The following is a 13138-nucleotide window of genomic DNA, read 5'->3' as shown; positions in this document are numbered from 1 at the left end:
GTCGACGGGGCGGCCGCGGGCGGCCAGTTCGTCGGCCTGCCGGCGCAGCACCGCGCCCACCTCGGTCATGTCCGCGCCCGCCAGCCCGGTACGCCGGACCGCGTCGCCGGGATCGCGGAAGTAGGTACGGGTGAGCAGCCCGGTCACCGTCGCCGCCGCCAGCCGCGCCTCACCGAGCATCAGCAGCGCCTGGTCGGTCTCGTACCACTCGGCGAGCCGGGCCGCCCGGGCGTGCGCCGCGCAGCCCCGGTACCAGGCCTGCCGGGCGGCGGTGCTGAACTCCGCCGGGCGGGCCCGGGCCAACCGGCCCAGGTGCTCGTCGCGCAGGGTGCGCAGCCAGCCGGTCGGGTCGTACAGGGCGGTGGTGGTGACGTACCGGTCGGCGGTCAACGGCCAGAGCGCGGTCAGCGCCCGGGCCTGCCGCAGGTACTCCTCCGCGCCGGCCACGGTGAGGTCGACCAGCACGCCGTCCACCCGCCGGGTCGACGGCTCCGGGCCGACCCCGGCCCGGTAGGTGGCCAGCAGCAGGCCGACCTCGCGGTCCCCGCCGCCGTCGTCGTCGCCGTGCGCCAGCGGGCCGTGCACCGCCACCGCCAGGATGTCCGCCGGGAACCGCCGCCGGGCCGCCTCGGCCACCCGCTCGGCGACCCGCCACCGTGGATCGTCGAGGTGCTCCTCGGCGCCGATCTCGGTGCTGCTGAGGCCCACCGGGTACCACCTCCGTCACGGTTCGCGCACCGTCGGTACACCGCACCCTAGCCAGCGCCGGCCGCCGTGTCGGGCCGCCGCGCCCGGGTCAGGCCGGCCCGTCGCCGACCGGCCCGCCGGTCGGCACCAGCCGGAAGATCCGGATCTCCCGGCCGCCGGCCCGCTCGACGTACGTCCGGTACGCCGGCCACTCGGTGACCAGCAGGCGCCACAGCCGGTCCCGCTCGGCGCCGGTGGCCACCTCGGCGCGGACCGCGAGCCGGCGCCCCTTCACGTCCACCTCGGCGTTCGGGTCGGCGAGCAGGTTCATCGCCCAGCCCGGCTGGTGCTGCTGCCCCCAGTTCGACCCGATCACCACGTACGCGTCGCCGTCCGGCACGTACAGCAGGGGGTTGCTGCGGGGTTGGCCGGAACGGCGGCCGGTGGTGGTGATCACCAGCGAGGGGATCAGCCCGAGCGCGACCACCCGGCCGCGGGTGAGCCGCCCGACCGCCCGGTCGGCGGGGACGAGCAGGCGCATGGTGGCGCCGAACCACGCGTGGTGACCGAGTCGGCGCGTGAGGCTTCCCAGGACGGACACGCCGCCAGTCTGCCGGCTCGGCGGGTCCGACGACACCCCCGCTAGTGCGGTGTCCACTAACGTTCGCCGGGTTGGTCGGGCGGGGAACTGTCGCGGGGGTGGTGTTGGCTTCGGGTTCGTGCCTCGTCGTCGTGCTCCTGCCGCGCCTCGGGTCACCGCACGGCGCGGCTTGCCCTGCGGGTGACAGTGAGCTTCCCCCGGTTTCCCGGACACCTGAGCTGAGGCGACACCGGTCGCCGAGGGAGGAGTTCGGATGCCCGCACCACACCCGCCGGAGTTTCGTCAGCGCGCGGTCGAGTTGGCTCGGCTGCGGGACAAACCGCCGCCGGGCTGCTCGGCTCCATGGGCTCCATCGGCGACTGCTACGACAACAGCATGGTCGAGTCGTTCTTCGGCTCGATGCAGCTCGAGCTGCTCGACCGCCAGGCCTGGGCAACCCGCCAGGAACTGGCCAACGCCATCTTCGAGTACTTCGAGGCCTGGTACAACCCACGCCGACGCCACTCAAGCCTTGGCAACCTGTCCCCGATCGACTACGAACGACACCACATCCGGCCACAGCCGCGGCCTGATCATCAAAGAAGAGCAGTCCGGGAAACCGGGGGAAGCTCAACAGCCGGTCAGCGGCGGCGGTGTTTCGGGTTGCTGCGGTCGGCTGGTGACGTGTGGGCGTGCGCGCTGGAGGTCAACGCGTGGCGGCGTCGCCGCAGGGATGTGCCGCTGGTCGGTTATCAGGAGTTGTGTCGGGAGTTGACGGCGTCCGGGCCGGGCACGTTCGCCGAACTGGACTCGACTGGCGCGCGGTCGGTGTTGCGCCGGTTTTCGGATGCGTGGTTCGCGGCGGCGAACGCCGCAGCCGCGGTGACATGTTCGCGGGGGTTCCGCGTCGGCGGTGGGCGTTGGTGCCGGTGCGCGACGAGAGCTACTCGATCTTCCGGGGGCGGCGCTACTTCCAGGTGGTCGACGGCAGCAAACGCTCTCGCACCCGACCTACCCGAGGGCCTGACCAGCACGTACGAGTTCGAGGATCGAGGTCCCGCCACCGCGCAGTGGGGCGAGGGAGCAGCGCCACCGACTGGGCGGGGAATCATTTTCGGTGCGGTCCGGTGTGGAACCGCTTTCCCGATCACGCGGGGCTGTGGAGCCTGCGGCTCAGTTGGCCTGTGCCGGCGTGCCCGCCAGAAGGCAACGGCCCGCTGGCCCGCGGGACGAAACATTCACCGAGCTCCCCTCAAGGGCCGGACCACGTCGGAGGCATCGACGATGGCATTACCCGGTTTCCACTCCTGAACCACGACGTCGTAGGCACAGTAGGTGGGTGACCGGCGGCGGCGAGGAGGTGGCCTCGCAGGGCGCATTCGGCGCCGGTGGACGGATGAAGGCCGCGACGCACGGCGGGGTGACGCGCTCGGAGCTCTTCCTGGATCTGGTCTTCGTCTACGCCTTCCTCAACGTCACCCATCTCATGGCGGAACGCCCGGCCCTGGACGGGGTGCTTCAGGGAGCGCTGGTGGTGGCGCTGATCTGGCGCAGTTGGGCCTGGTACGCATGGGTGGGAAACCTGGTCCGGCTCGACCGCGGAGCCCGGCCGATCGCGGTGTTCGCGGCGGCGATCACGATCCTGCTCGTCGCCGTCGCCATTCCGGAGGTCTTCGTCGATCATCCCTCTGGGCTGATCGGGCCGCTCGTATTCGTCATCGGATTACTGGCGGCCCGGGTCGGGTCCCTGGTGATCGTCTCGCGTGCCCGGCGCGGCAAGGAGGGGTCGTGGACCCCGGCCGCACGCGCCTGGCTGCCGCTGGCCGGCAGCCTTCCGCTGCTGCTGTGCGCAGTCCTGCTGCCTTACCACCTCCCACCCGGACGCGACACGGAAGCCCTGCAGCTTGTGCTCTTCGCGGTCGCGATCGTCATCGACTACCTGGGGCTGCGGGCACCGGGCGTCGGCACGTGGCAGCTGACGTCGGTGCGGCACTGGGCCGAGCGGCACAACTTGATCATGCTCATCGCGCTTGGTGAGACGATCATCTCGATCGGGACGAGTCGCGGCTTCGGCGGCGGCGATCCGATCACCTGGTCCCTGCTCGGCGGGTCGGCGCTCGGACTCGTCGTCGTGGCGTTCCTGTGGTGGGCGTACTTCGACATCGCGTCGCCCGCCGGCGAGCAGGCGCTGGAGTCCACCCCACCGCACGAGCGGTCACGCCGCGCCCGCGACGCCTACACATTGCTACACCTGCCGATGATCGCCGGGCTCATCCTGGTGGCGTTCGGGCTCAAGAAAGCGCTCGGCGGGACGCCCGTCGGTCACCCTGACCGGTGGGCCGTGCCGGACCTGGCGGCTCTTTACGGCGGTGTGGTCCTGTATCTGCTCGGGTTGGTGGCGTTCGAGTGGCGCACCGTCCGGCGGGTCGGCCGTGGTCCCGTGCTCTGCCTCGTCCTCGTGGCGCTTCTGGTTGTGCCGGCCCGCGGCTTGACCGCTCTGGGGTCGCTCACGCTCCTCGCCGGCGCGCTGGTCTGTGTGGTGGTGGCCCATGTGACGGTGCTGCGGCGCCGCCACCGCCAGCTGCATCGCGCCGTCGCGGTGACGGCTGGCCGAGAGGTGGATGCCACCCCCGAGGAGCTCTTCCTTGATCTGGTCTTCGTGTACGCGTTCATCCAGGTCACCGTGCTGATGACCCGGCACCCGTCGCTGATCGGGGTGCTGCAGGGGCTGGCCGTCCTGGCGTTGCTGTGGTGGTCGTGGGTCAACTACACCTGGTTCACCATGACGATCCGCAGTGCGGGGAACGCGCTGCGACTCGTCGTCCTCGTCGCGGTGGCGCTGACCCTGATGCTCGGCGTTGCCACACCCCAGACGTTTGACTCCGTCCCCGGAGGCTTACCCGGGCCGCTGATCGTCGTCGCCTCGTACGCGGCGGTGCGGTTGCTGCACCTGGTGTCGTTCTGGTGGGTGCTCCGCCACGACGACGCCCTCCGCGCCATCGTCGTACGAGCGGCGGTACCGACCGGCGTGGGGATAAGCCTGCTGCTGTGCGCGGTGTTGACCGCGCCGGGCACCGGCGATCCGCTCACACCGATCACCACACTCTGGTGGATCGCCGCCATTGCCATCGACGTGGGCGGTGGATACCTCATCGGGTCCCGCAACTGGCGGTTGCGCTCGGTCAGCCGATGGATGGGCCGCTTCAACCTGATCATCCTCATCGCGCTCGGCCAGGCGGTCATCTCCACCGGCATCGCCGTCGGCGACCCACCTGTCTCGATGCCCACCTTCGTCGCCGTCGCCCTCAGCGCTGCCCTGATATCTGCGCTGTGGTGGACCTACGTCGGCAGCGACGTCGTCGTCGCTCAACGGTTCATCGAGCTCCGCACCAACCGCCAACGGGGCGCCTTGGCCCGGGACGCCTACGCGTACCTGCACCTGTTTCTCGTCGTCGGCCTCGTGCTGGTCGCTTTCGGGTTGCGCACGACCCTGCCGAAGCCGGGACAGGACCTCGGCGCACCGGCGATGGTCGGGCAGGCGGCCCTGGCGTGCGGAATCGTCGTCTACCTCCTCGCCGACCACCTCATCTGGCGACGGGCGCGCCGTCCAGTAGGCGGCCGCCGCGCAGCGAACCTGGTCGTTGCCGCGTTGGCCCCGCTAACGATACTGGTAACGATTCTGTGGGCGCTGATCGTGCTCACCCTGTTGCTGTTCGCCGCGCACCTGGTCGGACGCGCGGCCATCCCGCCAGTGGAGACGGCGGTCGGCGACAGGACGTGAGCCGTGCGCGACACAGGCAGCGCGAAGCCCGATCCGGCCGCGTACGAGTGGATCACCCCACCGCCGGTCGAGCTGTCCCCGCATCCGGCCGGACGCGACAGTGTCCGCGAGGACCGGGACTGCGACGGTGCTCGCCGCGATCACCGTGACCCTGGCGATGACCGTGGCGGCACCGCCCACGGAGAGCGCGCCGGTCGAGCGTGGCTTGGTACCTGAACTGGCGCTTGTCGTACCTGGTCGCGACGGCGCGGAACTGTTTGAGCTTGTTGATGCACTGCTCGGCGGTGTTCCGCTGTTTGTAGCGGTCGGCGTCGAACGACGGTGGCCGCCCGCCGCGTGAGCCCTTACTGCGGCGGGCGGCCTGCTGATCGGCCTTGACCGGGATGGTCGCCCGGATACCCGCCGCGCCACGTGCTCGCGGATACGTCGATTCGAATACGCCTTGTCGGCCAGCAGATGCCCCGGGCGGGTGCGTGGCCGGCCGATGCCCGAACGGCGCACGCGGAGGCCGCCCAACAGCGTGTCGAAGGCGGTGCAGTCGCGGCGCTGCCCGGCGGTCAGCGTGGTCACGATCGGCCGGCACCGCAGGTCGGCGACCAGGTGCAGCTTCGTGGTCGACCCGCCGCGGGACCGGCCGATCGCTATTTACCGCGAACCATCACCTTGATCCACGCGACACGCTCTAGTCCAGCCGTCGCTCCACCGCCAGCCGGGACCGGGTGAACAGCCCCGCGCCGAGCATCGCCACCAGCGGCACCACCACCAGCACCCCGAGGGTCGGCCAGGGCACCACCACGGGGTACGGCGTCTCCATCGGCCAGCCCTCGGCGTACTGGCGGTTGACCGAGGTCAGGATGATCACCGCCGAGCCGAGGCCGGCCACGATGCCCAGCACCGAGCCGAGACCGGCGATCACTCCGGCCTGGCAGAGGGAGAGCACCCGGCGTACCCCCGGACTGGCGCCGACGGCGGCGAGCGTGGAGAGGTCCCGGCGGCCCTCCGCGGCGGCGAGCCCGGTGGCCGTGCCGGCCGCGCCCAGGGTGATCACGCCGGCGCCGAGCGCCAGCAGGAGCAGCAGCGGTCGCTGGTCCGACGCCGGCGGCCCCGACTCCACCTCGACCAGCACCGGGATCAGCGACCGCAGCTCGGCGGCGAGACGCCGCTGCTGGGCGGCGCTCGGCGTGCCGTCGGTCTGCACCGCGTAGCCGAGGTGTTCGGCGGCCAGGCCGAGCCTCGTCGCCGTCGGGGCGGAGAGCACCAGGCGGTCGACCGGCAGGCCACCACGCAGCACGTACCCGGGGACGGCGACGGTGGTGCTCACCGGCGGACCGGAACCTGGGTACGCCCGGTCCGCCGTCACCGCCACCGTCCCGTCCACCAGGTATCGCGGATCGGTCACCACCACTCCGCCGGCCCGCAGCACGGCTGTCGCCCGCGCCACCTCGTCCGGCGAGGCGTCGGTGAGCGCCGGCAGGGCGGCCCCGTCGTCCACCAGCACCGGCAGGTACATCCCCTGCGGACTGGGCGTCGGCCGTCGGCAGCGCGGGTCCGCCAGGGCCCGCTGCCGGACGGCGGCCGACCGGAACACCTCCGCCTCGAACGGGCAGACCTGCTCGGGCGGCAGCATCGCGGTGACGGTGCAGTAGTCGTCGGGCTCGCGGGGCGCCGCGCAGATCGGCACGTCGACCGGGCCCACCGAGCCGGCGGGGAGCACGGCCCGCACCCGTTCGGCGACGGCGGGCACCGGCGGCAGGCCCACCCCGTTCGCCGGCCCGGACGGCAGCAGCAGCACGTGACCGGGCGGGAGGCCGGGCTGCCAGTCGGCGCGGGTGCGGGCGTCGTCACTGGCGACGTAGACGCCGAGGGCGACGCTGCCGGCGACCGCGGCCATCACCGCGGAGATGGCCGGGCCCGCCGAGGAGCGGTTGCGGCTGGCGTCGCGCAGCGCGATCCGCGGCGCCAGCGGCAGCGCCCGGCCGGCCCGGGCGAGCAGCCCGATCAGCGTGGGAGTGGCGAAGACCAGCCCCAGCTCGCCGAGGGTCAGCCCGGCGAGGATCACCGTCGGCCCGCTCCGCTGCGCCCCGAACGCGGCGATCCCGGACCCGACGACGGTCAGCGCCGCGCCGAGCACGAGCCAGCGGCGGCGGTGCGGCGGAACGGTGCGCCGTCCGGCCAGGCCCGCCACCACGTCCTGCCGGGCCGCGGTCCAGGCCGGGGCGAGCGCGGCCAGCACCCCGGCCAGCACGGCCACCGCCGCGATCAGGGCCAGCGCCGCCGGGAAGACCCGGTAGCCGCCGGCGCGGGCACCGAAGAGGTACTGCTCGACCAGCGGCCGACCGGCGAACGCGGCGGCGATGCCGAGCGCGAGCCCGAGCGCCGCCCCGCCGACGCCCAGCACCACCCCGTCGGCGAGCACGATCCGGCGCAGGTGGGCCGCGTCGCCGCCGGCCACCGCCACCAGGGCGAGGTCCCGGCGTCGCCGGCGGACGCCGACCGCGAAGGCCGGCCCGACCATCAGCACGACCTCCAGCAGGCCGAGCCCGCCGACCAGCACCACCGTGCCGGTCTCCTCGGCGTCGCCCGGGACCGGCGTACGGGTCGGGTCGGCCTCGACGACGGCCGCGCCCGGGACCGGTGTCCGCGCGCTGATCGTGATGCCGTGCGCGTTGAGCCGGTCGGTCAGCGTCGCGTCCACCGGTCCCGGCAGGTCGACCAGCCAGCTCTCCTCCGCCGCGCTCTCCGGCGGAAGCGCCGCCCCCGGGTGCAGCGCGACCACCTCGGTCAGGTCGTCGGGGAACTCCACCACGCCGACCACCGCGTAGCTTCGGGAGCCGTCGGCCAGGCTCACCCGTTCGCCCATCTCGGCGCCGAGGCGGCGCAACGCCCGGGCGCTGACCGCGATCTCGTCGGGGCCGGTGGGCGTCCGGCCGGCGCGCAGCCGGGCCGTCGACCGGGCGAGCGGGTCGGCCAGGTCGAGCGACCGGCCGTGGAAAGCCACGAGGTCGTCGTCGACGCGTACCTCGAACGGCACCCACCAGCGCACCCGGGCGACCCGGCTGCCGGCCGGCAGCAGCGCGACGACCTCCTCGGCGGTGACCTGGCGGCTGCGCGGCTCGTCGTCCCCGATCGGGTAGGTGTTGTCGCCCCACGGGTCCTGCGTCACCGCGGTGTCGGCGGTCCAGCGCAGCTCGGCGTCGGCGGCGCCGAGCCGCTGCGCGGCGCGTTCACCGCGGGTGAGCGCGGCCATGTCGTAGCTGACCGCGACGAAGGTCAGCGCCAGCACCGGCAGCGTGATCATCGCCAGTACCAGCGCGGTACGCCCGCGCGCCCGCCGCGCCTCCCGGCGGGCGATCCGCAGCGCGGCCCGCCACGACCCGACCGCCCCGGCGAAGCGCCCGTTGCCGCGCCGCACCGGCGACCGCCTCACCGACCGCTGCCGGAGAGCAGTTGCTCGACACCGCCCAGCGGCGCGGTCGAGTCGACCATCACCCCGTCGCGCAGGAAGACCACCCGGTCGGCCCAGCCGGCGTGCCGGGCCTCGTGGGTGACCAGCACGCCGGCCGCCCCCGCGTCGACCCGGCGGCGCAGCAGCTGCAGCACCGCCTCCCCGGTCTGCGAGTCCAGCGCCCCGGTCGGCTCGTCGGCCAGCACCAGCCGGCGCTCGCCCACCAGCGCCCGGGCGATCGCCACCCGCTGCTGCTGGCCGCCGGACATCTGGTCGGGGAAGCGCCCGCCGAGCCCGGTCAGCCCCACCTCGTCCAGCGCGGCCAGCGCCGCCCGGCGCGCCGGGCGAACGCCGACGCCGTCGAGTTCGAGGGGGAGCGCCACGTTCTCCGCTGCGGTGAGGCTGCCGAGCAGGTTGAGGTCCTGGAAGACGTAGCCGATCCGGCGGCGGCGCAGCCGGGCCAGCTCGCGGCGGTCGAGCGCGCCCAGGGACTGGCCCTCGACCCGCACCTCACCGGCGGTGGGGCTGTCCAGCCCGCCGGCCAGGGTCAGCAGGGTCGACTTGCCGGAGCCGGAGGGGCCCATCACGGCGACCAGCTCGCCCGGCTCGACGGTGAGGCTCACCCCGCGCAGCGCGTGCACGGCGGCCGCGCCCCCGCCGTGGGTGCGCTGCACCTCCCGCAGCTCGAGCACCGGACCGCCGGCCGCGTTCACCGCACGCCCGCCCGCTCGTGGTCGCCGTCGCTCACCGGTGGGCCTCCTCGTCGGCGTGCCACACCGCCCCGGACCGCCCGGCGGGGCTCGTGGGCGGGGCCGGGCGGTACCGGACCAGGCTCGTCTCGCAGTGGTCCAGCCAGCGGATCTCCGCCTCGGCCTGGAACACCATCGCGTCCAGCACCAGCCGCCAGGGCAGGTCTTCCGGCCGGTCGCTGGCGAACTTCAACCGGGTCAACTCCTGCAACGTGCGCATGGTCGCGCTGCGCTGGGTCTGCACCACGGACCGGACGTCGACGCCGGGGGTGGTCAGCGCCAGGGCCAGCTTGATGGAAAGTTCGTCCCGGGGCCGGTCGGCGCGGCTGATCGGGGTGGCGAACCAGAGCGTCAGGTCCGCCCGCCCGGCGTCGGTGATCTCGTACGGCCGCTGCCCGCCCTCGTGCTCGGGCAGCGATCGGACCAGGCCGTCGCGTTCCAGCCGGTTGAGGGTGGTGTAGACCTGCCCGATGTTCAGCGGCCAGGTCGAGCCGGTCGACTCCTCGAACGCGGCGCGCAGCTGGTAGCCGTACATCTGGCCACGCTCGAGCAGGGCGAGCAGGCCGTGACGGATGGACATGGCAACGGAGTATGCATACCTGGTATGCGCTCCGCAACCGGAGCGCGGGTCGGCGCGCTCAGGTGGGCCGGCCGGGGAACGCCACGGTGACCGGCGACACCTTGGCGGTCCGCCGCCACCGGGTGGCGCGCACGGCGCAGTCGGTCAGCGCGTTCAACGCCCGGGTGCGGTCCGCGCCGGTGGTCACCGGCAGCGCCGCGCGCCAGAACGCCGCCGTCCGCTCCTCGATCTTCACCGCCAGCCGCAGCGCGGCGGCGCGGTCGGTGACGGGAAACGGCAGCGCGTAGCCGGCCCGGTCCGCCGGGACCTGGCCACCCCCGGCGCTGAGCTGGAGCACCAGCGCGTCGCGTCGGGCCCGGTGCGCCGCCTCGGCCGACCGGGCGTCGCGGCGGGCGGCGTCGGTGAGCCGTACCCCGATCGGGCCGTACGCGAAGATCGCCGCGTACTCGGCGGCCAGCGCGTCCGCCAGCGCCTGGGCCGGGTCGGTGGGTGCCTGTCGCCGGGTCACCGCAGCACCTCCACGTGGGTGGCCCGGGCGGCGGCGATCGAGCCGAGCACGGCGGCCCGCTCCGCCGGCGCCGCCCCGCACGCCTTCGCGGCCGACTCCCGGCCGCGCTGTTCCGCCGCCCGCAGCTCGGCGAGCAGTCCGTCCCGCTCCGTTCCCGGCGGGGTGGCGCCGGCGGCAGGGGAGCCGGCGGGCGCGGGGCGCCCGATCAGCCGCTGGATCTCCTCGGCGTGCGCGGCGTGCGCGTCGGCGATCGGGGTGAGCCGGTCGGCCAGCGTCGGATCGGCCGCGACGGCGGCCCGGTGCCGGGCGGCCAGCTCGCGTGACTCGGCGGCCAGCGGCTCCAGCGGGTCGGGCGGCGGGGGCGGTTCGTTCCGGTCGAAAAGATCACAGCCAGTCAGCGGCAGGGTCGCGCTGCCGGCCGTCAGGAGTGCCCCCGCGCGCAGCACCGCCCGCCGGGTTTGCCCCGGTCCACCGCGCTGCGTAGTCGTTCTTCCCGTCGCCACCGGTCAAGTCAACACCATCTCCGCCGTCAGGTGGGCGACCGGCGTCGGTGCGCCGCCCGGCCCGGCACCCGCCCGGCGCGTTACGCTCTGCGCAGCCACCGGCGCGTTCGCCCCGGTGGCGTGTGGGCATGCGGGCCACCGGGCCGCCGCACAACAGGAGAAGGGTGCGCCAGATGACGCAGCGTGGCCGTGCCACCAGGCCGACGGGCCCGACGGGGCGACCCCGTCGTACCGACGGCCCCCGGGGCGGGGACCGTGCGGGCGCACCCCGGGGCGGTGACCTCGCCGCCCGGCGCAACCGGCTGCGCGAGGTGATCGAGCCCGTCGTGCAGGGTGCCGGGTACGACCTGGAGGACCTGTCGGTGTCCCGGGCCGGCCGGCGGCACGTCGTACGCGTGATCGTGGACGCCGACGGCGGGATCAACCTGGACGCCGTCGCGGACGTCTCCCGGGCGGTCTCGGCTGCGCTGGACGCGGCCGAGGAGGCCGGCGGTGACCTCGTGGCGGGCGAGTACCAGCTCGAGGTCAGCTCACCCGGCGTGGACCGGCCGCTCACCCTGCCCCGGCACTGGCGGCGCAACGTGGGTCGGCTGGTCAAGGTGACCACCCGGCCCGGCGCGGGCCTGCCCGGGCAGCGCGGCGAGCAGCCCGTCGGGGATCGCCAGGTCACCGGCCGGGTGGTGGCGGCCGACGACGAGCGCGTGGTGCTGGAGACCGACTCCGGCCGCGCCGAGCACCCGTACGCCGAGCTCGGCCCCGGCCGGGTGCAGGTCGAGTTCAGCCGCCTCGACGAGATCGACGAGGCCGGCGAGGACACCGGCGACATTGACGACATTGACGACATTGACGACACCGACGACGAAGATGATGTGGAGGACGAGGAGAGGTGAACATCGACCTCGCGGCGCTGCGCGCACTCGAGCGCGAGCGGGAGATCCCGTTCGACACGATCCTCGCGGCGATCGAGACCGCGCTGCTGACCGCCTACCGGCACACCGACGGGGCCGAGCCGCACGCCCGGGTGGAGATCGACCGCAAGACCGGGGCGGCCCTGGTCTACGCCCAGGAGGTCGACTCCGACGGCACCGTGGTGCGGGAGTGGGACGACACCCCGCACGACTTCGGGCGGATCGCCGCCATGACCGCCAAGCAGGTGATCCTCCAGCGACTGCGGGAGGCCACCGACGAGGTGCACTTCGGCGAGTACGTCGGCCGCGAGGGTGACCTGGTGACCGGGGTGGTGCAGGCGCACGAGGCGCGGGTCGAGAAGGGCATCGTCAGCGTCGACCTGGGCAAGCTGGAGGGCGTCCTGCCGCAGTCCGAGCAGGTGCCCGGCGAGCGGTACGTCCACGGCGAGCGGGTCCGCTGCGTCGTGGTGCACGTGGCCAAGGGGATGCGCGGCCCGCAGATCACCCTCTCCCGCTCGCACCCCGCGCTGGTCAAGAAGCTCTTCGCGCTGGAGGTGCCGGAGATCGCCGACGGCACGGTGGAGATCGGCGCGATCGCGCGTGAGGCAGGTCACCGTACGAAGATCGCGGTGCGCTCCACCACGCAGGGCGTGAACGCCAAGGGCGCCTGCATCGGCCCGATGGGCCAGCGGGTTCGCGCGGTGATGAGCGAGCTGCACGGTGAGAAGATCGACATCATCGACTGGTCCGACGACCCGGCGACCTTCGTCGGCAACGCGTTGTCGCCGGCCAAGGCGCTGCGGGTCGAGGTGGTCGACCTGGCCAGCCGGACGGCCCGGGTCACCGTGCCGGACTTCCAGCTCTCGCTGGCGATCGGGCGCGAGGGGCAGAACGCCCGGCTTGCCGCCCGACTGACCGGTTGGCGAATCGACATCAGGTCGGACGCGGAGCAGACCAGCCCGGCGGGACGGGGCGGGGCCGATCACGTGCCGGAGCCGGGCGGCGCGATCTCGAGCAGCTAGGGGTAGACTTCCTCCAGTGGTACGACGCGCGCAGCCGGAGCGCACCTGTGTGGGTTGCCGGAGACGTGCGCCGGCCAGCGAATTGCTGCGGATCGTCGCGATCGGCGACGAGGCTGGTCACAGCCTCCGGCCTGATCCGGCCCGCAGGCTGCCGGGTCGGGGAGCGCACATGCACCCGGATCCGGCCTGCTTCGCGCAGGCGGTGCGGCGGCGCGCCTTCGGGCGTGCGCTGCGCATCACCGGGGTCCTCGACCACGGCGAGCTGGCGGAGCACGTCGATGCGCCAACCACTACGTCCGGTCAACCCGACCGGGCGAGGGTCGCTAGCAGGGTAGGACGACCGACATGAGCACACGATGAAGTCCCTGAAATGAC

At 73.8% G+C, this 13138-nt stretch carries 12 protein-coding genes and 2 pseudogenes; 6 read left to right on the top strand and 8 right to left on the bottom strand.

Annotated elements, in window-relative coordinates; all coding sequences use genetic code 11:
• Positions 1-708: nucleotidyltransferase domain-containing protein (locus KBX37_RS11355; RefSeq protein ID WP_210775851.1), on the bottom strand; the 708-nt coding region annotated here is incomplete at its 3' end.
• Between the two features lie 88 nt (positions 709-796).
• On the bottom strand, positions 797-1288 hold the full coding sequence (locus KBX37_RS11350) for a nitroreductase family deazaflavin-dependent oxidoreductase (protein ID WP_210775850.1): 492 nt from the start codon (positions 1286-1288) through the stop codon (positions 797-799).
• Between the two features lie 321 nt (positions 1289-1609).
• On the opposite strand from KBX37_RS11350, the pseudogene KBX37_RS34410 reads away from it, so the two are divergent.
• From KBX37_RS34410 to KBX37_RS35955, 3 genes and pseudogenes are all read left to right on the top strand, one after another.
• Positions 1610-1828: pseudogene (locus KBX37_RS34410) on the top strand (IS3 family transposase); the annotation flags it as partial.
• Between the two features lie 778 nt (positions 1829-2606).
• Positions 2607-5048, top strand: a complete 2442-nt coding sequence (locus KBX37_RS11340) for a low temperature requirement protein A (RefSeq protein ID WP_210775848.1) — start codon at positions 2607-2609, stop codon at positions 5046-5048.
• 127 nt (positions 5049-5175) lie between these two features.
• A complete protein-coding gene (locus tag KBX37_RS35955) occupies positions 5176-5388 on the top strand; it encodes a hypothetical protein (protein WP_210775847.1) in 213 nt (70 codons plus the stop codon).
• Between the two features lie 77 nt (positions 5389-5465).
• Here KBX37_RS35955 and KBX37_RS35950 read toward each other — a convergent pair.
• The 6 genes and pseudogenes from KBX37_RS35950 to KBX37_RS11310 form a co-directional block, all read right to left on the bottom strand.
• A pseudogene (locus KBX37_RS35950) lies at positions 5466-5654 on the bottom strand (IS5/IS1182 family transposase); the annotation flags it as partial.
• 76 nt (positions 5655-5730) lie between these two features.
• Entirely contained in the window at positions 5731-8475 is a 2745-nt protein-coding gene (locus KBX37_RS11330) for an FtsX-like permease family protein (RefSeq protein ID WP_307849034.1), read from the bottom strand.
• Entirely contained in the window at positions 8472-9206 is a 735-nt protein-coding gene (locus tag KBX37_RS11325) for an ABC transporter ATP-binding protein (RefSeq protein WP_307849033.1), read from the bottom strand. The genes KBX37_RS11330 and KBX37_RS11325 overlap by 4 nt, the downstream gene beginning before the upstream one ends.
• 31 nt (positions 9207-9237) lie before the next feature.
• The gene (locus KBX37_RS11320) at positions 9238-9822 is read right to left on the bottom strand and encodes a PadR family transcriptional regulator (protein WP_210775846.1); all 585 of its coding nucleotides are present in this window, start codon (positions 9820-9822) and stop codon (positions 9238-9240) included.
• 58 nt (positions 9823-9880) lie between these two features.
• Complete coding sequence (locus tag KBX37_RS11315) at positions 9881-10330, bottom strand: ferritin-like domain-containing protein (RefSeq protein WP_210775845.1); 450 nt, start codon at positions 10328-10330, stop codon at positions 9881-9883.
• Positions 10327-10776, bottom strand: coding sequence for a hypothetical protein (locus KBX37_RS11310; protein WP_210775844.1), 450 nt, complete (start codon positions 10774-10776; stop codon positions 10327-10329). Before KBX37_RS11310 ends, KBX37_RS11315 begins: the two co-directional genes overlap by 4 nt.
• Positions 10777-11006: 230 nt before the next feature.
• Between KBX37_RS11310 and rimP the strand changes: the two genes are divergently transcribed.
• From rimP to KBX37_RS11295, 3 genes are read left to right on the top strand one after another with little or no spacing between them, the layout of a single operon-like run.
• Positions 11007-11723, top strand: a complete 717-nt coding sequence (gene rimP / locus KBX37_RS11305; RefSeq protein ID WP_210775843.1) for a ribosome maturation factor RimP — start codon at positions 11007-11009, stop codon at positions 11721-11723.
• Complete coding sequence (nusA, locus tag KBX37_RS11300) at positions 11720-12763, top strand: transcription termination factor NusA (protein ID WP_210775842.1); 1044 nt, start codon at positions 11720-11722, stop codon at positions 12761-12763. Before rimP ends, nusA begins: the two co-directional genes overlap by 4 nt.
• Positions 12764-12779: 16 nt before the next feature.
• A complete protein-coding gene (locus KBX37_RS11295; protein ID WP_210775841.1) occupies positions 12780-13112 on the top strand; it encodes a YlxR family protein in 333 nt (110 codons plus the stop codon).
• Positions 13113-13138 lie beyond the last annotated feature (26 nt).

Source organism: Micromonospora sp. U56, assembly GCF_018070095.1.
GTDB lineage: Bacteria > Actinomycetota > Actinomycetes > Mycobacteriales > Micromonosporaceae > Micromonospora > Micromonospora purpureochromogenes.
This window is presented reverse-complemented; position numbering and strand designations above follow the sequence as displayed.

Coding starts and splice junctions, on each gene's coding strand:
- KBX37_RS11320 (WP_210775846.1), bottom strand. CDS start 9,822: ATGTCCATCCGTCACGGCCTGCTCGCCCTGCTCGAGCGTGGCCAGATG.
- rimP (WP_210775843.1), top strand. CDS start 11,007: ATGACGCAGCGTGGCCGTGCCACCAGGCCGACGGGCCCGACGGGGCGA.